The following is an 18,918-nucleotide window of genomic DNA, read 5'->3' on the forward strand; positions in this document are numbered from 1 at the left end:
GAACACGTCATGCGCGGCTTCGGCGTTCAGGAATTGCTGGCGTGCTATGCACGCGGGGTTTTCCCGATGGCGGAGTCGCGCAGTGACAGCCGCGTCTATCTGCTGGAGCCTGACGAGCGCGGCGTCATTCCGCTCGACGGCTTCCACATTCCCAAATCCTTGAGAAAAACCGTTCGGCGCGACGCCTTCGCGCTGACCGTCAATCGCTGTTTCGAGACCGTGGTGCGCAGCTGCGCCGCGCCTGCGCCTGGTCGTGAAGACAGCTGGATCAACGACCAGATCCTGACCTTGTATCTGGACATGCACGCCGCCGGTCACGCCCATTCCATCGAAGCGTGGAAAGACGGCAAGCTGGCGGGCGGGCTTTACGGGTCAGTCTGGGCGGCGCGTTCTTTGGCGAGAGCATGTTCTCGCGTGAGACAGACGCGTCAAAGGTGGCGCTGGTGTCCCTGGTCGCACGACTGAACGCCGGCGGCTATGCGCTGCTGGACACCCAGTTCAATACAGAGCATCTCAAACGCTTCGGCGCGCAAACAATCTCACAACAGCTATATCGTGAGCGCCTGGATCAGGCGGTTGAGCTAAACGCTGACTTCTTCGCCCTGCCTGAGGGCGTGGCGGGCGATCAGCTTCTGCAGTCGATCACCCAGACATCATAGACAGGGTGCTCCAGCGCGTTGAGCGCCGGGTTGGAGGCGAACATCCAGCCTGAGAACATCAGCTCCCCGTCCGCCTGAACGCCGAAACCGTCCGTGCGGCGATCTTCAACCTCGACAAAGGCGAACACCTCCGGCGGCTCTTCCGGCGGACGCTTGCGGCAATATTGCACCGTAATCGACAAGGCGCCGAATTGGACAGCCTCGCCGATGGGCGCCTCGAAATCGCGCGTGCGGGCGGTGACTTTATCAAGCCCGCGCAACACCACCACAGAGCCTGGCTCGGAGGTCAGCTCCGGCGCTTCAGGGTCTTGCTGCGCGCGCATCTGCGCTGAGGTCTGGTTCGCCATACCCTGTTGCGTCTCAACCTGTTGCGCCAAAGCAGGCGCGCCAAGGCCGAGCGCTGTGATCAGGGAGGCTGAGATAATCATTGAGCGGATCATGGTCATCACTGTGTTAGGCGTTTGAGGCGAGACCAAGGCGCAGCTCAGGACTCCGAGCCGCCTGATCCGGATGAGCCGCGGTTCATCACCGCCTGGCCGATGAGGTCGAACATGTCCACCGCGCCCTGGGTGAAGGAAATCTCTTCGCCCGCCTGCAGCATGTCCACATCGCCGCCGGGTTCGATCTCGATGAACACGCCGCCGATCAGGCCTGCTGTGGCGATCTTGGCGGTGGAGTCCGCCGGAATCTGAATCTCGCCATTCAGCTCGAACACGGCTTCGGCGAAATAGGTGTCCTGATCGAGCCGCACCGTGGTGACCGTGCCCACTGGCACGCCCGCCACGCGCACATCTGCGCCGCGGCTCAGATCGCCGACCGAGGAGAACCGGGCCGTCAGCGTATAGCCGTCAGACCCCGAGCCATCATCAATCTGGCCTTGAGCGTAGATCAGGAAGGCGCCGGCGGTGACCAGCACAAGCAGACCCAGCACGGTTTCGAGAACGGCGCCGCCACGCATGGTCTAGTCCCCCGGTGTCCAGGATTCGTAATCAGCCGCCGTCGCTTGGCGCTGACGCGCCGAGCCGCCGATCAGGGAACCCGTGGGGTGATAGGCATGCAGCGTGCCGGTCATGTTGGGCTGGTGCTCTTGCTCCCAATCCTTGCGCGGCAAAGGCGCATCGCTGGGGACTTCATCAAAGGTGTGATGCATCCAGCCATGCCAGTCAGATGGCACGCGAGAGCCGTCGGCATAGCCGTTATAGACGACCCAGCGGCGCGTTTTGCCGTCTGCGCCCGTCCCGGCCTTGCGCTCTTGATAGTATTTGTTGCCGAACTCATCCTCGCCGACGAGCTCGCCAGAGCGCCAGATCGTCCAGGCCGCGCCAGCAGACGCGCCGTTCCACCAGGTGAAGACTTTTGACAGCAGGCCAAGCATGGCGTGCTCCTTCGCAAAAAATACTCGTGACCGCTATATGCCCCTGCGCACCCTGCGGGTCCAGTCATGCGCCCGCAATTGGGCGCCAAAACCATGCTTTCTCCTCATGGGCGTGACCTGTGGGACGCTGTGCAGGCCAGTTTTCCACGATCAGGTTAAGAGCGCCCTGTTCATGCTTCGACTCCGCCCCTGCTCCTCCGGTACCATCTGGGTGATTCGCGCGCCCGATTGGTAGGAGCCGTCATGAGCAATCCCCGCCGCCTGTCCCGAAACGGTGTTACGCCGCTGGATGATTTCGCCTTTCAGAGCCGACAGGCGGACAATCCCGATCCTGACGCCATCGGCGCAGAGGCCGAGGTTCAACTTCTGACGCCCGAGGGGTGGGATACGCGCACCATCGCTTCGCTTGTGGCGCTCTGCGGCGCCCAGCCGGGTGAGCAGCTTCATGCCGGGCATGTGCTGTCTGAACTGACCGTTTCGCTGGCGGACGGTGACGCCGTCGAACACGACGAATTGCTCGCCAGCCTGCTGCATCGCGAAGCCGCCCCGGTCCCCGCGCTCTGGCGGGGTGAGAGCCTGCCGGCGTCTCACGGCCATGCCACGATTGGCGCGGAGGGGCTGACCGAAGCTCTGCACGATCTCAACGCCGCAGAAATGGGTCAGGCCGCCGCCAATGTGGGCGCGCGCGTGCTGGCTGAACGTCTGGAAGCGGTGGCGCTGGCCTGCGTCAATTGCGACGGCGCGGACGATGAATGCTTTGACCCGCGCCGCAATCGCGCCCTGGCCCGCGCCGTGCGCGCCGCCCGGCGGGACGGCGCGCCGGACCCGATGATCGAGCGCGCCATCGCCCGTGCGCGACAAGGGCTGATCACGCCCGAGCAAGGCCTGTTCGCCACGCCGCCCGCTGCCGATCTTCCCGACGTGCAGCTGGGGGGCGCATTTTTTGACGCGGTTGAAAGCGATTCTGCGCTGGCGGACGGACAAAGCGCGCGCCAGGTGATGACCCGGCTGGCGGAAGCGGTCTGGACCCATGGCAAGCCGACGCTTCACTTCAAGGATCCCGAACTGAGCGTCAGCCCCGCCATCGTGCTCAACCTGGCCCGCTTCATCAAGGGTCAAACTCTTGATGAGGACGGACTGGCCTATGCGGCGCGTCTGTGGGGCACGGTCGCCCAGCGTCAGAACGGCGCCCTGGTGATCGCCGGGCTGGGCGCAGCGCTAACGGCCTTGTCGCTGGCCTATGACAGCGAAGCCGCCCGCGAACGCGCACAGCATGTTCTGACCATTCTGCGCAATGAATGCCCTGCGCCGGTGAGCCTTGAGCGCCCTGACGCGCTGTCGGCTGGATTTGTGGGCGCGGAATCAGTGGGCGTCCATCCCCCCGCAGCGCTCGACGCCCCCGGCGGCCGTCAGTTCGCCCAGTGCGTGAACGCGGCGCTCAGCGGCTTGTCCAAGCAAGAACAAACCATCGCCCGCCGCCATGCGCTGGGCGCAGGCGCGCTGGCGGGGCATTCCGCCCCCTGGATCACCCAGCTTGAAGCCGCTGGCGTCGACCAGGCTGGCTTCGCCCGGATCGACGCCGCCCTCAGCGACGGCGTACCGCTTCGGTTCGCGATCAATCGCTGGAGTCTGGGCGCAGAAGTCGCGCGCCGATGCGGGCTCAGCCCGGAACATTTTGACGAGGCCGGCCCGCGTCTTCTGGAAAAACTTGGCGTTGACCCGCTCGAAGTGGTCGCCGCCGAACGCTATGTGCATGGCGCCGGGCGCCTGGATGATTGCGACACGCTGAGCCCGGATCTGCGCGCCGTTTTCGCAGACCCCGCCCCCGAGGCGCGGCTGGCGATGGCGGAAGCCTGTGAAGAGGCGCTTGAAGGCTCGGCCAGTCTGGAACTGGCCCTGCCCGGTTCAAGTTCGATTGAAGACTTGAGCGCCTTGATCACCTCCAGCGCGCAGCGCGGCCTGACCGGGCTGTCGATCCGACGCGAAGGCGATGCGCTGTATGACCTGTTGAACACCATCGAATACGACACCGGAGATTCGGTGCGCCGTTCGGTCATCGCCGAAGAGCGCGTGGTCGAGCGCGTGGTGGAGAAATATGTCGAGCGCGCCGCCGAGCGGCGCAAGCTTCCCGATCGCCGCAAGGGCTATATCCAGAAATCCACCGTGGGCGGCCATAAGGTCTACCTGCACACCGGCGAGTTCGAGGATGGCGAGCTGGGCGAGATCTTCATCGACATGCACAAGGAAGGCGCCGCCTTCCGCTCGCTGATGAATAATTTCGCCATCGCCATCTCCATAGGCCTGCAATACGGGGTCCCGCTGGAAGAGTATGTGGACGCCTATCTGTTCACCCGGTTTGAACCGGCCGGCGATGTGGGCGGCAATGACTCCATCAAGCACGCCAGCTCGATCCTCGATTACATTTTCCGCGAACTGGCGGTCAGCTATCTGGGCCGTGAAGACCTCGCCCAGACCGACGCCCACCCTTATGATCCCGGCGGGCTGGGCAATGGCGTCGAGAAAGAAAAGCTGGTGCGCGAAGCGGACCCCGCCAGTCTGATCTCCAAGGGCTTCTCACGCGGGCAATTGCCCGACAATGTGGTCATGCTGGGCAGCCGGACCAAACCCGACACCTCTGACACTCCTGTTGTGGGCACGGGGTTTGAGTTTGATCCCAAGCCCGCCTCTGGCGGTTCACATGCAGGCGGCGCCTCTGTCGAGCGTCTGGAAGAGCCTGCCGTGAACTATCACGGCGATCCTTGCCCGGAATGCGGCCACTTCACCGTGATCGAAAATGCAGGACTTCTGGGCTGTGATGCCTGCGGCTGGGCAGGAAAGGTCTAGGGTTCAGGCCTGAAACTTGCGCAGGGCAGACCGGTAACAGACAAGGTATGCGCCATGTTGAAACAGTTTCTTTGCGTTATTGGCCTGCTTGCAGCCCTGCCTGGCGGCGCTCTCGCCCAGAACGCCAGTGAAATCGCGCGCGTTCAGGCGGGCCAGTCCTGTCCGGGATGCAATCTGTTTCAGGCCGATCTGAGCTATCTCGATCTGCCTCATATTGATGTCTCGGGCTCTCGCCTGCGCCAGGCGGATCTCAGCCTGGCCACGATGAACCATTCCAATTTCACCCGAGCGAATCTGTCGGTCTCCAATCTGTTCGGCGCACGGTTCACCGGCGCCCGCTTCGCCTATGCCGATCTGAGCCAGGCGACGGCGGCGGGCGCCTATTTCGGCGGCGCCGATTTCACAGGCGCGCGGCTTGATGGCGCAAACCTGTCCGGCGCCGAACTGGAAACCGCGCACGGCCTGACCCAGGCTCAACTCAATACAGCGTGCGGCGACGCCAGCACGCGCTTGCCGTCCGGGTTGACGATTCCGTCTTGCCGTTGAACAGGTTCACTGCATCTTACTGCGAATTTAGTCGCCCCGGATGCATTGGCGGATTAAATCTATAGCCATGCCATACCGCATTTCCATATTGGCTTTGGCCCTGAGCACCGGTTTATCCACCGCCGCACTGGCTGGCGAACCCCATCGCCGCCTTGTGATCGGCGGCGATTGCCCGTCGTGTGATTTTGTCGACGCCAATCTGGCCGGCGCTCAAATGATCGGCGGCGACTTTTCCGGCGCCAACTTTTCAGACGCCCAGATCCTCGGCGCACAGCTGATCGACCTGAATCTGTCCGGCGCCAACTTTACCGACGCCAGCCTGTCTGAAGCCCGATTGTCGAATGTCGAGCTGGACGGCGCCAATCTGGAAGACGCCCAGATGATGCGCTTGCGCGCGCATCAGGTCAGCCTGCGCGGGGCCAATCTGCGTGATGCGAACATGGAAGGCGGCGTCTATCTCCTCTCCGATCTCAGCGGCGCCAATCTGCGCAGCGCGAATCTGCCCGACACGGTCTTTCGGCAAGCTGATTTCAGTCAGGCCAATCTGCGTGACGCCAATCTGATGCGCGCCCACTTCTTCGGCGCCCGGTTGCGCGGCGTAGACGGGCGCGGCGCACTGTTTCGCAATGTGATTTTTGAAAATACCGATCTCAGTTTCGCCGATCTGCGCGACACCCGGTTTTCAGACGCGCAATTCATCGCAGTCAACCTGTCCTCAACCGATCTGCGCGATGCGGAAGGTTTGACCGCGGACAACTTTCAGCATGTGTGCGGTGATGAGAATACGCGCCTGCCCTTTGACTACACGCTGACACGTTGTTCTGAGGATGGGAGCCTGATCTTCACCCTGCGTCGCAGTTCCGAGGCTGCAGTGCCTCAGGTCACGAATCTGGAAAGCCAGCGCGCCGAACTGGAACGCGCCAGCGCCGAGCTGGAAGCGGCCATCTCTGAAAGCGGTCAAATCATGCGCGTGCGCGAGCGTGAAATGGCGATCGCCCTGCGCGAAGCGCTGACCGACCTGCGCCATGCGGCGCAGGATGTCACCGTTCGGGTCAATGAAACCGAGAGCACGGACAGCGTCGAACGCGCGATCGAGCAGGCTACGGCCGAAGCCGTGCGCGACAGCTTGCGCGTCGCAGCCCGCGCGCTGGCCGAAGCTCAGGCCAATGGGGATCTCGATCAGATCGACTGGAGTTTCGACTTCCACCCCACCGAGCTTGGCGACCGCATTCGTCTGATCCTGGAACAAAGCGGCCCAGCTCCCAAACCTGCCCTTCCGCCCATGACCCTGGACGGCGCCCCGCCCGCGCCGCCCAAACAGCCTGGTCTGCGCTCTCATGCCGAGCTGGCGGAAATTGAAGCGCGCCGCATGGAGCAATTAGCCGAACAGACGAGACGGTTGCAGGAAGCCGAACAACGACGGATGGAAGAAGTCATCCGCCAGCAAGAGGCCGCCCAGCGCGCTGAAGAGCGCCGCCGCGAACGCGAAGCGCGTAACGAACCGCCCGAGCCGCCGCAACCACCGCGCCCACCTGAAAATGAAGGCTGAACAAGCTTCAAACAAAAACGGCGGGTCATCGACCCGCCGTTTTCGTATCTGCAGCAGAGTGTGAGCCCTTAGCTGTCTTTCTTGGCCTCGGGCGTCACCGTCCGCAGATGCAGCTCGCGCAGCTGGCGCATCTCGGCGGGGGCCGGCGCATTCATCATCAGATCGCGCGCTTGCTGGTCCTTGGGGAACATGACGACTTCGCGCAAATTGTCCTGATCAGCGAGGATCATCACGATCCGGTCGACGCCCGGTGCGATGCCGCCGTGCGGCGGAGCGCCATAGCGGAAGGCGTTGAGCATGCCGCCAAAGGCTTCTTCCACCACGTCTTCGCCATAGCCGGCGAATTCAAACGCTTTCAGCATCACGTCCGGACGGTGGTTCCGGATCGCGCCGGAAGACAGCTCAATGCCGTTGCAGATGATGTCGTACTGCCAGGCCTTCATCCCCAGCAGCGTGTCATGGTCGTCCTTGTCGAGCGCCATGAACGCGTCAGGGTCCATTTGCGGCATGGAGAACGGGTTGTGGGAGAAGTCGACCTTCTTGTTGTCTTCATCCCATTCATACATCGGGAAGTCGACGACCCAGCAGAAGCGGAAGACGTTCTCTTCAAACAGATTGAGCTCCTGGCCGACCACATTGCGCGCCTTGCCGGCGAAGCTGGCGAACGCAGACGGCTCGCCGGCGGCGAAGAACACCGCATCGCCCGCCTCAAGACCGAGCTGGGTGCGCAGCGCTTCGGTGCGTTCCGGGCCAATATTCTTGGCGATCGGGCCGGCGCCGGCCAGCGCGCCCTCTTCTTCGCGCCAGAAGATATAGCCTAGCCCCGGCTGGCCTTCTTTTTGCGCCCAGGAATTCATCCGGTCGCAGAAGGCGCGGCTGCCGCCTTTCGGCGCCGGAATGGCCCAGACTTCGACCTTGGGGTTTTTCTCGATCATGCCCGCAAAGACCTTGAAGCCGGACCCGGCGAAATGCTCGGTGACGGCTTCCATCTCGATCGGGTTGCGCAGATCAGGCTTGTCCGAGCCGTATTTACGCATGGCTTCGGCATAAGGGATGCGCGGGAAGGCTTCGTCAGGGACTTTACGGTCGTCGGCGAATTCACGGAACAGACCGGCCAGAACCGGCTCCATCACGCCGAACACCTCGTCCTGAGTGACGAAGCTCATTTCCATGTCGAGCTGATAGAACTCGCCCGGCGCGCGGTCGGCGCGAGCATCTTCGTCCCGGAAGCACGGCGCGATCTGGAAATAGCGATCAAAGCCAGAGACCATGATCAATTGTTTGAACTGCTGCGGCGCCTGGGGCAGCGCATAGAACTGGCCCGGATGCAGGCGCGACGGCACCAGGAAGTCGCGTGCGCCTTCCGGCGAGGACGCAGTCAGGATCGGGGTCTGGTATTCGGTGAAGCCCTCATCGACCATGCGGCGACGCAAGGAATCGATGATCTTAGAGCGCAGCACGATGCGTTTGTGCAGGCTTTCGCGGCGCAGATCCACATAGCGGTGCTTCAGGCGCACTTCTTCTGACCAGTCCGGCTCGCCGAACACGGGCAGCGGCAGCTCTTCAGCCGCGGACTGAACAACAAGGTCTTCCACCAGCAGTTCGATCTCGCCCGTAGGCAGGTTGGGATTGATCGTGTCCTCAGAGCGCGCCACGACCTTGCCGGTCACGGTGACGACGCTTTCGGCGCGCATCCGTTCCAGGGTCGCGAAATTGGGATTATCAGGCTCCAGCACGCATTGGGTCAGACCGTAATGGTCGCGCAGGTCCACAAACAGCAGACCGCCATGGTCGCGCTTGCGGTGGATCCAGCCGGACAGTCGCGCAGTTTCGCCCATCTGGGCTTTGCGCAGCTCTCCGCAAGTATGGGTGCGATAAGCGTGCATGGAAAATCGTCCGTTTCAATTGGGCGGTCGAGAAGCGGTTGGAAAAGGAACGTTTGCACCTGCTCTGTCAAGACATGCAACAGAGTAAAGAGCAAAGCGCTGCACACGAAGCGCTTGTGAGACCGGGCGAACACATCAATTTTGACTCTCATGCGCGCGACGCTTTTTCATACCGGGTTCTGGGCGCTGGCGGGATCGCTGGCCATTGCCTGCGCGCCGCTTTTGCTCTGGCCCGGCCGACAAGCGGCGGTCTGGGCGATCGGCGCCTTCTCAAAACTGTTTCGCGGATGGCTTCGCTTGTGCGGGGTGAAACTTGAATATCGTGGGCTTGAGCATATTCCCGCAGATCAGCCCGTCATCTTCGCCGCCAAACATCAATCCTATGGCGACGGGCTGTGTCATCTCGCTCGCGACCCCGCCCTTGCCTATGTGATCGGTGATCACATGCTGCGCTTCCCGCTGGTGGGGCTGTACCTGCAGCGCGCCGGAGCTGTGGTGGTGGATAATGAGGCGGGCCGCCGCGCCAATGGCGCACTGGATGACGGCGCCGCGCAGCTGGCGCGCGATCAACGCTCGGCCCTGATCTTTCCCGAAGGCGGTTTGACGCCTGTGGGCGAAGGCCGCCGTTTTCGCAAAGGCGTGCACCGTCTGGCGCACGCCCTGGACCGTCCCGTCATTCCCGTCGCCACAAATCTGGGCTGCTTCTGGCCCGAACAGGAAAAAGTGCTGCATCCGGGCACGGCCGTGATCGAGTTTCTGCCCGCCATGCCCGCCGAGACCGACAGCCGCGCCTTTATTGGGGCGCTGCAACACAAGGTTCAGGACCAGACACGGACGCTGGAGGGTGAAGCGCTGAGGGACCGCTCATAGGGCGAGAGCCGGCAATACGCCGTCCCTGCCAATGTGGGCAGAAATGTCCCACCCCATCTATGCGCGCCCCCCGCTTCGCCGCGCCCCCAGCACCGCGCCAGTCTCCCAGGCCAGCAAGAATTGCGAGCCTCAAATCCTAAATGTGAGTGAACGCTCACTCAGTGTTGACACGCCGCTTTGGAGCTGACAGAGTGAGATTGTGAGTGATCGCTCACTCAGAGGCAGTGTCGCGCTCAAAAGCGCTCGGACTCTTAAGCATCGGCGCCAAAGTCTCAGGGCGCATCAAGGAGGTTCACATGGCGAATGACGCACTTCCCGGCGCCCCTGACCCCCGCGGGGTCACGGCAGTGGATGGCACCGCCAAGGCGCGCATCGAACGCGCCGCCCTGATGCTGTTCGCGCAAAATGGTGTGGACGCAGTGTCCACCCGTGAGATCGCCAGTGCGGCTCAGGTGGCCGAAGGGTCGATCTACCGGCATTTCAAAAGCAAGGAAGTGCTGGCCGAAGCCCTGTTTGAGGCCATCCATTCACGCCTGTTTGATCTGGTGGAAACGGCGCTGGAAGACGCAGACGGCTTTGAGGACGCCGTCACCCGGGTCGTGGGCGTCTATTGCCAGGCGGCGGACGAAGATCCGGCGCTGTTTGAATACCATCTCATCCACATGTTCCGCTTTGGCCGCACGGATCGCGATGGGCGCCCTGACCCGGTGACCCTGATCGCTCAGGCCATCGCCCGCGCCATAGATAACGGCGATTGCCCGCCCGGCGACCCCGAGCTGAAGGCCGCCATGGCGCTGGGTCTGGTCCTGCAGCCCGCCGCGCACCGCATGGCCGGGCGCCTGGCAGGCCTGATGACGACCAATGCGCCGGCCCTGGCGCACGCCGCCCTGGCCGCTCTGAAAGCGGATTAAGCCCTTCTCTTCACCGACGTCTCAAGGAGGATGCGCCATGGTTCGCTCCGCCGCCTATTTCGTCGCCTACTGGCTGATCACCGCCGTGTTCGCCATCGCCTGCACGCTGCTGGCCCTGCTGCCGGGCCGCAAACCCCTCGCCTATGGCATTCAGCTGTATGGTTCTGCGCAGCGTGTGGCGCTCTTTTTCATCGCCGGGATCAGCATTGAGGTGCGCGGCAAGGACCGGTTGCCGAGAGAGCCCAGCGTCATCGCCGCCAAGCACCAAAGCTGGGGCGACGGTTTTGTGATGATTTCAGAGCTGGCCCAGCTGTCCTTCGTGGCGGGCGATCATCTGTACAAGTTTCCGCTGGTGGGCCGCATCCTCAACAAGCTCGGCGCCATCGTCCTGTCCAATGGCGGCGGAGACGAGGCCCGCGCCCGGATGAACGCCAGCCTGGACATCCTGCGAGAGGAGCGCCGCGACGTGCTGATCTATCCCGAAGGCCATCTGGCCGCGCCGGGCGAGAAACACGCCTATCGCAAAGGGGTGTGGCACCTCTACGCTGCGCTGAACCGCCCGTGCACGCCGGTCGCCACCAATCTGGGGCTGGCGTGGAATCAGCAATCCTTTCGTAAAACACCGGGACGCGCCGTGGTGGAGTTTCTCGACCCGATCGAGCCCGGCCTAGAGAAAGATGAGTTCATGGCGCGCCTTGAAGCCGTGATCGAAGCGCGCACCGACGCGCTGGTGAAGGAGGGGCTGAAATGAGCCTGAAAATCGTCTCGACCTTACTGACCCAGCGCCGCTATCTGCCGCTCTGGCTGGCGCAGACCCTGGGCGCCTTTAACGACAATCTGTTCCGCTATGCGCTGGTGGCGCTCGCCACCTATCAGGGCTGGACGGTGTTTGGCCTGGATAACGCCGTCATGGTGCCGCTCGCCGCCACGGCTTTCACCGTGCCGATCTTCGCCTTTTCCGCCATCGCCGGTCAGGTGGCCGACCGCTACGACCGCACCAGGATCATGCGGATCGCCAAATTCGCCGAAATCATCCTGATGATCATGGCGGCGGTGGGCTTTCTGTTTCAATTGCCTTTGGCGCTGCTGCTCACCCTCTTCCTGATGGGCGTGCAGTCGACCTTCTTCCTGCCCGCGCGCAATTCCGCCCTGCCCTCCTTGATGGAGCCGCACGAGCTGGTCCCCGCCAATGCGGCGCTGTCGGGCGCGATCAATGTGGCGATACTTATCGGCGCCATCGGCGGCACCTTGCTGATTGCGCCGGACTGGGGCGTGCCGCTGGTCAGCGCCCTACTGGTCGTGATGGCTCTGCTGGGCTGGATCGCCATGCGCCAGCAAACCCCGGCGCCGGGCGGCAATCCCGACCTGAAAGTCCGCTGGGGGTTGCTGGGCGTCCTGTGGGAGACCCCGCGCATGCTGGGCCACGCCCTGCGCGCACCCGACGTGCTGCGGCCTCTCTTGGGCGTCGCCTGGTTCTGGATGCTGGCGGCGGCGGTGATCACCGTGCTGCCGCTGTTCACCCGCGATGTATTGGGCGCGGATGAAGGCGTTGTCGCGGTCTTCCAGCTGATCTTCACCATCGGCGCGGCGCTGGGGGCTGTAATCTGTGGGGCGCTGTCGAAATCGGGCGATGCGCTGCGCTTCTCCCTGATCGGGGCGATCCTGCTCGCCGTCTTCCCCCTCGACATCGCGCTCTACACCCTCAACCGCGCGCCGGGGGCTGAGCTGATCAACGCCGCAGACTTCCTGTCTGATCGGGGAAACTGGCGCATCGTGTTTGACCTCACCGTCTCAGCCGTGGGCGGCGGCCTGTTCCTGGTGCCCTTGCAGGCCATGGCCCAGCGCCGCGCCAAGGCGGAGATGCGCGGACGGCTGCTGGCTGCGTCGGGCGTACTGAACGGTTTGGGCGGTACTCTGGGGCCTTTGGTGCTGCTGCTGATCGGAGCGATCAGCGCGCCCTTACAGACCGCCTTCATCTTCGTCGCGCTCGGCTCTCTGGGTGCGGTCGCCTTCATCGTATGGCGCATGCTGGCGCGGCGAAAAACCCTTCAGTGAGCTGAGGGCTCGCCAAACCGCTCTCTTCGGTATATTCGAGCGGGCCATGGAATGGATCGCCGATACTGAGTCCCTGGCCCAAGCGTGTGCGAAGCTGCGTGAAGCCGAGTTTGTCGCCGTAGACACCGAGTTTATGCGCGAGAGCACCTTCTGGCCGCAGCTCTGCCTGATACAGGCGGCGGGCGACGAGACCGAAGTGCTGATCGACCCGCTGGCCGAGGGGCTGGACCTTCAGCCCTTTTATGACCTTCTGACCGATCAGAACGTCATCAAGGTGTTTCACGCCTGCCGGCAAGATCTCGAGATCTTCTTTCACGAAGGTGGCGGGCTGATCCCCAAACCGCTCTTTGACAGCCAGATCGCGGCCATGGCGGTGGGCCTGGGCGATTCCGTGTCTTACGACAATTTGGTGCGCGCGCTGGTGAAGGTGAATCTGGACAAGGGCTCGCGTTTCACCGACTGGTCGCGCCGGCCGCTGTCGGACAAGCAAAAGGAATATGCGCTCGCCGATGTGACCCATCTGCGCGACCTGTTCCCGATCCTGCGTGAGAAGCTCGCCAAGAAGGGCCGCGAAGCCTGGCTGGCCGAGGAGATGAAAACCCTCACCGATCCGGCCACCTATCAGATGCATCCTGAAAACGCCTGGAAGCGTCTGAAACTGCGCAAGACCACCGCGAAATGGCTGGCGGGGCTGAAAGCCGCCGCCGAATGGCGCGAGACCGAGGCGCAGACCCGCGACATTCCCCGCTCGCGCATCATCAAGGACGATGGCCTGTACGAGCTGGCCCATGCCAGCCCGACCTCGCTGGATGACCTCAAAAATCTGCGCGCGGTGCCCAAGGGCTTTGAACGCTCAAAGCCCGCCGAGCGCCTGATCGCGATCATGCAAGAGGCGCTGGCCGATCCCAAAGCCTATGCGCCCAAGGTGGACAAGCCCGAAGCCAGCCCGCCCAATCTGGGGCCGATCATCGAGATCCTGAAAGTCTTCCTCAAAGTCGTCTCCGAGCAGGAAGGCGTCGCCAGCCGGCTGATCGCCACCGTGCCCGATCTTGAAAAACTCGCCGCCGACGACGAGGCCGACATTCCCGCCCTGAAGGGCTGGCGCCGCGACGTGTTCGGCCAGGAAGCCCTGCGCCTGAAACGCGGCGAAATCGCCCTGGTGCTGGAAAACGGCAAGGTCGAAGCCGTCGAGCTGGAATAGCAGGTTCGCTTTGGGTCCCCAGGTCAAGCCCGAGGACCGAGATGTAAAGCCCGCTCTCGGCCTTCGGACTTGATCGGGAGGCCCATGGGAGGGAGCAACGCTGCGCGTGGTTGATGTTTCAGACATTCACCCCACCGCGTCATCCCGGACTTGATCCGGGATCCACTGACAGCATCTCCGTGATCAGAACAGAACGATTCCGGTAGATCCCGGCTCGCTTCGCATCCGGGATGACAGTTTGAGAGCTTTTCAACTCCCCTCTTTCCCGGCCCCCAATCAAGTTGAGGGTCAACTGCAGCCGGGACCCAGAGAGCATAAGGCGCTGCACATCCGGCTCTGGATCCCCGCCTGCGCGGGGAAAGAAATCGTGCAAATCCCAAACAAAAAACCCCGGTCCATGACCGGGGCTTTTCAAACATTCAGCGCGACATTCCTAAAGCGGAATATTGTCGTGCTTTTTCCAGGGATTGGTGAGTTCCTTGTTGCGCAGGGTCCGCAGGGCCTTGATCAGGCGGTGGCGGGTGTTGTGGGGCTGGATCACATCGTCGAGGAAGCCGCGTGAGGCGGCGACGAAGGGGTTGGCGAACCGGTCTTCGTATTCCTTCACATGCTCGGCCATCTTGTCCGCATCACCCAGATCCTTGCGGTGGATGATTTCCGCCGCGCCCTTGGCGCCCATCACCGCGATCTCCGCCGTCGGCCAGGCATAGTTCACATCGCCACGCAAATGCTTGGACGCCATCACGTCATAGGCGCCGCCATAGGCTTTGCGGGTGATGACGGTGAGTTTGGGCACCGTCGCCTCGGCATAGGCGAACAAGAGTTTCGCGCCATGCTTGATCAGCCCGCCATATTCCTGCTTCGTGCCCGGCAGGAAGCCCGGCACGTCCACAAAGGTGATCAGCGGGATCTCGAACGCATCGCAGAAGCGCACAAAGCGCGCGGCTTTCTTGGAGGCGTCAATGTCCAGAACGCCCGCAAGCGATAGCGGCTGGTTCGCCACAAAGCCCACGGTCTGGCCTTCAAGGCGGCCAAAGCCCACCACGATATTGGCGGCGTAATCGGGCGCGATCTCGAAGAAATCGCCTTCATCAGCCACTTTGGCGATCAATTCCTTGATGTCATAGGGCTTGTTGGGGTTCGGCGGCACCAAGGTATCAAGGCTCGGCTCAACGCGGTCCGGCGCGTCAAACACCTCGCGCATCGGCGGGTCTTCGCGGTTTGAGGCGGGCAGGAAGTCGATCAGGCGGCGCACCTGAACCAGCGCCTCGATATCGTTTTCGAACGCGCCTTCGGCGACGCCGGATTTCTTGGCGTGGACGGAGGCGCCGCCCAGCTCTTCATGGGTAACGATCTCGTTGGTGACGGTTTTCACCACGTCCGGGCCCGTCACATACATGTAGGAGGTGTCTTTCACCATGAAGATGAAGTCGGTGATAGCGGGCGAATAGACATCGCCGCCCGCGCACGGCCCCATGATGACGGAGATTTGCGGGATCACGCCCGAGGCGAGCGTATTGCGCTGGAAAATCTCGGCATAGCCGCCCAGCGCATCCACGCCTTCCTGGATGCGGGCGCCGCCGGCGTCAAACAAGCCGATGATCGGTGCGCCGTTTTTCAGCGCCGCGTCCTGAACCTTGCAGATCTTGCGTGCATGGGCCGCGGACAGAGAGCCGCCGAACACGGTGAAATCCTTGGCGAATACATAGACCAGACGGCCATTGATCGTGCCCGAGCCCGTGACGACGCCGTCGCCGGGGATTTTCTTCTCGGCCATGCCGAACTCGGTGCAGTCATGTTCGACGAACATGTCGAACTCTTCAAAACTGCCCTCGTCCAGAAGCACGTCCAGGCGCTCGCGCGCGCTCAGCTTGCCCTTTTCATGCTGGGCCTTGATGCGGGCTTCGCCCCCGCCCATGCGGGCCGCTTCACGTTTCGCGTCGAGCTGTTCCAGGACGGCTTTCATCAGCCTTCACTCCCAAAGTTTTTTCTTCGTTATGAGCTTGCTAGCACCGGTTTGGCGATGGGCGCAAATGGTGGGTGAGGCATCTTTATCGTCATCCTGACGAAAGAGTGTGATCTCTATCACCCTCTTTCCCGGCGAAGGCCGGGACCCAGAGCCGAGAGTGCAACGTTTCACGATCACTGGATCCCGGCCTTCGCCGGGAAAGAGGGATTGAATTGCTACGCTTCACAGGGGTTTCAGCGTATCAGAGTCCCGCCTCATCCAGCGCCCGCATCACGGTCTCGCAGGCGATCAGGTCGCGCTTGCGATTGGCGGCGGCCAGAGCGGCTTCGGAGTCCTCGCCCCAGCGCTCGGTCTGATACTCGTCATCCACCCGCGCAGCGGTCCAGACGGCTTCAGCGTCCGCCTCGCCTTCCAGCAGCGCAAACGCCAATATCGCCGAGCCGAGGATCGGCGTGACGCTGACCAGCGCCGTCAAACGCAGATCATCCTGGGCCAGCGCCCGCGCTTTCAGCGCTTCGATCGAGCTTTCAGGCTGCTCCAGCGCCAATACCGTCGCGGCGGCGTTGAGCGGCGCGTCGAGCGCGGTTTTCGCCCAGTCCAGATACGGATCCCAGAGCTCGGCCTGACGGGCGGCGAGGCCTGACTCGTCGGCACGATGGCTGAGCAAATCCGTGCGCCCGAACTTCGCCACTTCCTCCGCTGCGCCGTCACGCACGGCCTCGATCCGGTCGAGCGCCACATGCAGGATGCGCGTGATCGGCATGGTGAACGGATCAATCACCGTCTCCTGCGCCGACCATTCCGCCGCCAGCGCCTGCGCCAGCATTTCGGACGGCACACGCAAGGCGCGCTTGGCGGGGGTTTTCACCGGGCGCCCGTCCAAAAGCACGGACCAGCCGCCCTCGCCGGGCTGCAGGCTGACCTCTTTATAGAAACGCTTGGGCAGTTCGCGGTTTTCCGCCTTGGCTTTCGACATGCTCATGCAGGCGTCGCTCCGGTTTCAGCAAAGGCGTCGAGCGCCGCATTCAGATGGTCAAATTCATCATGGATGGAATGGGCGCCGCCCTCGGCGATCTCGTCATGGGTGTGAAAGCCCCAAGAGACGCCCAGCGCATGGGTGTTGGCCGCGCGCGCCATCAGCATGTCCCAGCTGGTGTCGCCGATCATCACGGTGCGCGCGGCGTCGACGCCGGTTTCCTTCATCGCGTCCAGCACCATGCGCGGATCGGGCTTGCCCGCCCCGCCATCCACGGTCTGAAGCGTCTGGAAATGCTTGTGAAGGCCATGATGCTCAAACACGATATCAAGCCCGCGCCGCGCCTTGCCCGTGGCGACGCCCAAGAGCCAACCTTCATCGGCCAGGCGCTCCACGGTTTCACGGGCGCCGTCATAGAGCGGTTCTGAGAACCCGTCCTGGGCGCGCATCTCCACAAAGGCCTGCTTGTAGAAATTGGCGAGTTCGGGAATGCGCTCGGCGGGATAGTCAGCCGGCGCCAGACGCAGCACGGCTTCGGTCAGCTCCAGCCCGACAATCATGCGCACCTTGTCATAGGGAATCTCGCCCAGCCCGGCGCGATCAAAGGCGCGGCTCATGGCGCGGTGGATCACCTCGCGGCTATCCACCAACGTGCCGTCCACGTCAAAGACGGCGAGCTTGAGTTCGCTCATGTGAGCGCCTCCTCGACCAGCATCAGATTGTCGTCAGGGTTAAAGCCCAGCGCGTCAAAACTGTCGGCCATATGGCGCGGCAGATCCGCTTCCAGCACCAAAGGCGTCTGTCCGTCGCGCGGGATCTCGATCTTGCGCGCATGCAGGTGCAGCTTGCGCGACAACCCTTCAGGATCAGGATAATCGCACGGGTATTTGCCGTCCCCATAGATGGAATGCCCCAGGGCCTGCATGTGCACGCGCAGCTGGTGGGTGCGCCCCGTCTCGGGCCGCAGCACGACCCAGCTCACGCGTTGGCCCGCATTATCGGCCACGGCGTAGCGGGTCAGCGCATGCTGGGCGCCCTCTTCGCCATGGTGTGCGCCGACCATCAGCTCGCGATCGCCTTCCATGGACTTCTTCATGAAGCCCTTGATCTCGCCGGCGCGTGGGTTCGGCACGCCCAGGCAGACCGCCCAATAGGTCTTTTTCACATCGCGGGTCTGAAACAGGCGCGCGAGGGATTTGGCGCTTTGCGCGGTCTTGGCCACCACCATGACGCCGGAGGTGTCTTTATCGAGCCGGTGAACGAGACGCGGCTTCTGATCACCCTTGCCGAACGCCTGCAGCAAATGATCAAGATGCATCTTGATCTTGGAGCCGCCCTGCGCCGCCAGCCCCGGCGGCTTGTTGAGCGCGATCAGATGCTTGTCCTGATAAATCACCAAGGATCGGGCGAAGGCGGCGTCATCGCGATTGATTGACGGCGCGTCGCTCTGCTCGCCCGGTTCGGGCATGGGCGGGATGCGCACGGACTGCCCCGCGCTCAGGCGCTGATTGCCCTTGGCGCGGCCGCCCTCGACGCGGATCTGGCCCTTGCGCAGCAATTTCTCGATCATGCCATGGCTGACATGGGGGAAATGCTTTTTGAACCAGCGATCAAGACGCATCTCGTCTTCGTCTTGGGTTACGTCTTTGGTTTGAACTCCGCTCATGCGGCAAATACCTTTCGCGCCAGGATGAGCCCGGCGAACACCGCGACCATCGAGGCCATCAGCGTCCCGCCCGCATACATCGCGGCCATACCATAAGTCTTGCGCTCCACCATCACCATGACGTCGAGGGAGAAGGCGCTCATCGTCGTGAACGCGCCCAGAAACCCTACGCCCAGCGCATAGCGCAGCTCGGTCGCGTCAGCCCGTCCGGCCAACGCCAGCCAGCCCACCAGACCGCCCAAGAGGAAACAACCCAGCACATTCACCGTGAAGGTGCCGTACGGCCATTCCGGCCCGATCAGGCGCAGTCCCGCCTGATTGACGACATGCCGCGACACCGCGCCCAACGCGCCGCCCAGCGCTATGAGAAGCACATGTTGCATGAGCGAGAGGGTTAGGCGCGTGAGCGCG

17 protein-coding genes and 1 pseudogene are annotated in these 18,918 nt (G+C 63.0%); 9 read left to right on the plus strand and 9 right to left on the minus strand.

The features are described 5' to 3' along the window. The first annotated feature begins 66 nt into the window (after positions 1-66). Positions 67-659: pseudogene (gene aat, locus ACQ66J_RS00675) on the plus strand (leucyl/phenylalanyl-tRNA--protein transferase). Here the strand turns inward: aat and ACQ66J_RS00680 are convergent. The 3 genes from ACQ66J_RS00680 to ACQ66J_RS00690 are packed head-to-tail and all read right to left on the minus strand — an operon-like array spanning position 626 to position 2,034. After that, positions 626-1,087, minus strand: coding sequence for a DUF2155 domain-containing protein (locus ACQ66J_RS00680; protein ID WP_430430078.1), 462 nt, complete (start codon positions 1,085-1,087; stop codon positions 626-628). The pseudogene aat and the gene ACQ66J_RS00680 sit on opposite strands and share 34 nt — an antisense overlap. 56 nt (positions 1,088-1,143) lie before the next feature. Next, positions 1,144-1,617: an outer membrane lipid asymmetry maintenance protein MlaD gene (gene mlaD / locus ACQ66J_RS00685; RefSeq protein WP_022699684.1), complete on the minus strand. Its 474-nt coding sequence runs from the start codon at positions 1,615-1,617 to the stop codon at positions 1,144-1,146. Between the two features lie 3 nt (positions 1,618-1,620). Further along, positions 1,621-2,034 (minus strand): NADH:ubiquinone oxidoreductase subunit NDUFA12, encoded by a 414-nt coding sequence (locus tag ACQ66J_RS00690; RefSeq protein ID WP_375548890.1) that lies wholly within the window; start codon positions 2,032-2,034, stop codon positions 1,621-1,623. Between the two features lie 243 nt (positions 2,035-2,277). Between ACQ66J_RS00690 and ACQ66J_RS00695 the strand changes: the two genes are divergently transcribed. The 3 genes from ACQ66J_RS00695 (at position 2,278) to ACQ66J_RS00705 (ending at position 6,973) form a co-directional block, all read left to right on the plus strand. Continuing rightward, positions 2,278-4,878, plus strand: a complete 2,601-nt coding sequence (locus ACQ66J_RS00695) for a hypothetical protein (protein ID WP_430430080.1) — start codon at positions 2,278-2,280, stop codon at positions 4,876-4,878. 54 nt (positions 4,879-4,932) lie between these two features. Next, positions 4,933-5,424 carry a pentapeptide repeat-containing protein gene (locus ACQ66J_RS00700; protein ID WP_375548888.1) on the plus strand — a complete coding sequence of 164 codons (492 nt, stop codon included), beginning with the start codon at positions 4,933-4,935 and terminating at the stop codon, positions 5,422-5,424. Positions 5,425-5,491: 67 nt separating this feature from the next. Then, the gene (locus ACQ66J_RS00705; RefSeq protein ID WP_430430082.1) at positions 5,492-6,973 is read left to right on the plus strand and encodes a pentapeptide repeat-containing protein; all 1,482 of its coding nucleotides are present in this window, start codon (positions 5,492-5,494) and stop codon (positions 6,971-6,973) included. Between the two features lie 68 nt (positions 6,974-7,041). Here ACQ66J_RS00705 and aspS read toward each other — a convergent pair whose 3' ends face one another. Then, complete coding sequence (aspS, locus tag ACQ66J_RS00710; protein WP_430430084.1) at positions 7,042-8,859, minus strand: aspartate--tRNA ligase; 1,818 nt, start codon at positions 8,857-8,859, stop codon at positions 7,042-7,044. Between the two features lie 150 nt (positions 8,860-9,009). On the opposite strand from aspS, the gene ACQ66J_RS00715 reads away from it, so the two are divergent. The 5 genes from ACQ66J_RS00715 (at position 9,010) to rnd (ending at position 13,896) form a co-directional block, all read left to right on the plus strand. Continuing rightward, complete coding sequence (locus tag ACQ66J_RS00715) at positions 9,010-9,729, plus strand: lysophospholipid acyltransferase family protein (protein ID WP_430430086.1); 720 nt, start codon at positions 9,010-9,012, stop codon at positions 9,727-9,729. Between the two features lie 296 nt (positions 9,730-10,025). Beyond that, entirely contained in the window at positions 10,026-10,640 is a 615-nt protein-coding gene (locus ACQ66J_RS00720; RefSeq protein WP_430430088.1) for a TetR/AcrR family transcriptional regulator, read from the plus strand. A gap of 37 nt (positions 10,641-10,677) precedes the next feature. Beyond that, positions 10,678-11,391 (plus strand): lysophospholipid acyltransferase family protein, encoded by a 714-nt coding sequence (locus ACQ66J_RS00725; protein WP_430430090.1) that lies wholly within the window; start codon positions 10,678-10,680, stop codon positions 11,389-11,391. After that, a complete protein-coding gene (locus ACQ66J_RS00730) occupies positions 11,388-12,695 on the plus strand; it encodes an MFS transporter (RefSeq protein ID WP_430430092.1) in 1,308 nt (435 codons plus the stop codon). The genes ACQ66J_RS00725 and ACQ66J_RS00730 overlap by 4 nt, the downstream gene beginning before the upstream one ends. A gap of 46 nt (positions 12,696-12,741) precedes the next feature. After that, on the plus strand, positions 12,742-13,896 hold the full coding sequence (gene rnd, locus ACQ66J_RS00735) for a ribonuclease D (RefSeq protein WP_430430093.1): 1,155 nt from the start codon (positions 12,742-12,744) through the stop codon (positions 13,894-13,896). A gap of 433 nt (positions 13,897-14,329) precedes the next feature. On the opposite strand, the gene ACQ66J_RS00740 is transcribed toward rnd, so the two are convergent. From ACQ66J_RS00740 to crcB, 5 genes are all read right to left on the minus strand, one after another. After that, complete coding sequence (locus ACQ66J_RS00740) at positions 14,330-15,862, minus strand: acyl-CoA carboxylase subunit beta (RefSeq protein WP_430430095.1); 1,533 nt, start codon at positions 15,860-15,862, stop codon at positions 14,330-14,332. Between the two features lie 244 nt (positions 15,863-16,106). Further along, positions 16,107-16,847, minus strand: a complete 741-nt coding sequence (locus ACQ66J_RS00745) for an ATP12 family chaperone protein (protein ID WP_430430097.1) — start codon at positions 16,845-16,847, stop codon at positions 16,107-16,109. Continuing rightward, positions 16,844-17,533: an HAD-IA family hydrolase gene (locus ACQ66J_RS00750; protein WP_430430099.1), complete on the minus strand. Its 690-nt coding sequence runs from the start codon at positions 17,531-17,533 to the stop codon at positions 16,844-16,846. The genes ACQ66J_RS00745 and ACQ66J_RS00750 overlap by 4 nt, the downstream gene beginning before the upstream one ends. Further along, positions 17,530-18,507 (minus strand): RluA family pseudouridine synthase, encoded by a 978-nt coding sequence (locus ACQ66J_RS00755; RefSeq protein ID WP_430430101.1) that lies wholly within the window; start codon positions 18,505-18,507, stop codon positions 17,530-17,532. The genes ACQ66J_RS00750 and ACQ66J_RS00755 overlap by 4 nt, the downstream gene beginning before the upstream one ends. Continuing rightward, entirely contained in the window at positions 18,504-18,890 is a 387-nt protein-coding gene (crcB, locus tag ACQ66J_RS00760) for a fluoride efflux transporter CrcB (RefSeq protein WP_375548875.1), read from the minus strand. Before crcB ends, ACQ66J_RS00755 begins: the two co-directional genes overlap by 4 nt. Positions 18,891-18,918 lie beyond the last annotated feature (28 nt).

This window comes from Oceanicaulis sp., assembly GCF_965284345.1.
Classification (GTDB): domain Bacteria; phylum Pseudomonadota; class Alphaproteobacteria; order Caulobacterales; family Maricaulaceae; genus Oceanicaulis; species Oceanicaulis alexandrii_A.

What these genes read in the sequence shown, in the direction of transcription:
- ACQ66J_RS00680 (WP_430430078.1), bottom strand. Translation starts at nt 1,087, where the DNA reads ATGATTATCTCAGCCTCCCTGATCACAGCGCTCGGCCTTGGCGCGCCT.
- mlaD (WP_022699684.1), bottom strand. Translation starts at nt 1,617, where the DNA reads ATGCGTGGCGGCGCCGTTCTCGAAACCGTGCTGGGTCTGCTTGTGCTG.
- ACQ66J_RS00690 (WP_375548890.1), bottom strand. Translation starts at nt 2,034, where the DNA reads ATGCTTGGCCTGCTGTCAAAAGTCTTCACCTGGTGGAACGGCGCGTCT.
- ACQ66J_RS00695 (WP_430430080.1), top strand. Translation starts at nt 2,278, where the DNA reads ATGAGCAATCCCCGCCGCCTGTCCCGAAACGGTGTTACGCCGCTGGAT.
- ACQ66J_RS00700 (WP_375548888.1), top strand. Translation starts at nt 4,933, where the DNA reads ATGTTGAAACAGTTTCTTTGCGTTATTGGCCTGCTTGCAGCCCTGCCT.
- ACQ66J_RS00705 (WP_430430082.1), top strand. Translation starts at nt 5,492, where the DNA reads ATGCCATACCGCATTTCCATATTGGCTTTGGCCCTGAGCACCGGTTTA.
- aspS (WP_430430084.1), bottom strand. Translation starts at nt 8,859, where the DNA reads ATGCACGCTTATCGCACCCATACTTGCGGAGAGCTGCGCAAAGCCCAG.
- ACQ66J_RS00715 (WP_430430086.1), top strand. Translation starts at nt 9,010, where the DNA reads ATGCGCGCGACGCTTTTTCATACCGGGTTCTGGGCGCTGGCGGGATCG.
- ACQ66J_RS00720 (WP_430430088.1), top strand. Translation starts at nt 10,026, where the DNA reads ATGGCGAATGACGCACTTCCCGGCGCCCCTGACCCCCGCGGGGTCACG.
- ACQ66J_RS00725 (WP_430430090.1), top strand. Translation starts at nt 10,678, where the DNA reads ATGGTTCGCTCCGCCGCCTATTTCGTCGCCTACTGGCTGATCACCGCC.
- ACQ66J_RS00730 (WP_430430092.1), top strand. Translation starts at nt 11,388, where the DNA reads ATGAGCCTGAAAATCGTCTCGACCTTACTGACCCAGCGCCGCTATCTG.
- rnd (WP_430430093.1), top strand. Translation starts at nt 12,742, where the DNA reads ATGGAATGGATCGCCGATACTGAGTCCCTGGCCCAAGCGTGTGCGAAG.
- ACQ66J_RS00740 (WP_430430095.1), bottom strand. Translation starts at nt 15,862, where the DNA reads ATGAAAGCCGTCCTGGAACAGCTCGACGCGAAACGTGAAGCGGCCCGC.
- ACQ66J_RS00745 (WP_430430097.1), bottom strand. Translation starts at nt 16,847, where the DNA reads ATGAGCATGTCGAAAGCCAAGGCGGAAAACCGCGAACTGCCCAAGCGT.
- ACQ66J_RS00750 (WP_430430099.1), bottom strand. Translation starts at nt 17,533, where the DNA reads ATGAGCGAACTCAAGCTCGCCGTCTTTGACGTGGACGGCACGTTGGTG.
- ACQ66J_RS00755 (WP_430430101.1), bottom strand. Translation starts at nt 18,507, where the DNA reads ATGAGCGGAGTTCAAACCAAAGACGTAACCCAAGACGAAGACGAGATG.
- crcB (WP_375548875.1), bottom strand. Translation starts at nt 18,890, where the DNA reads ATGCAACATGTGCTTCTCATAGCGCTGGGCGGCGCGTTGGGCGCGGTG.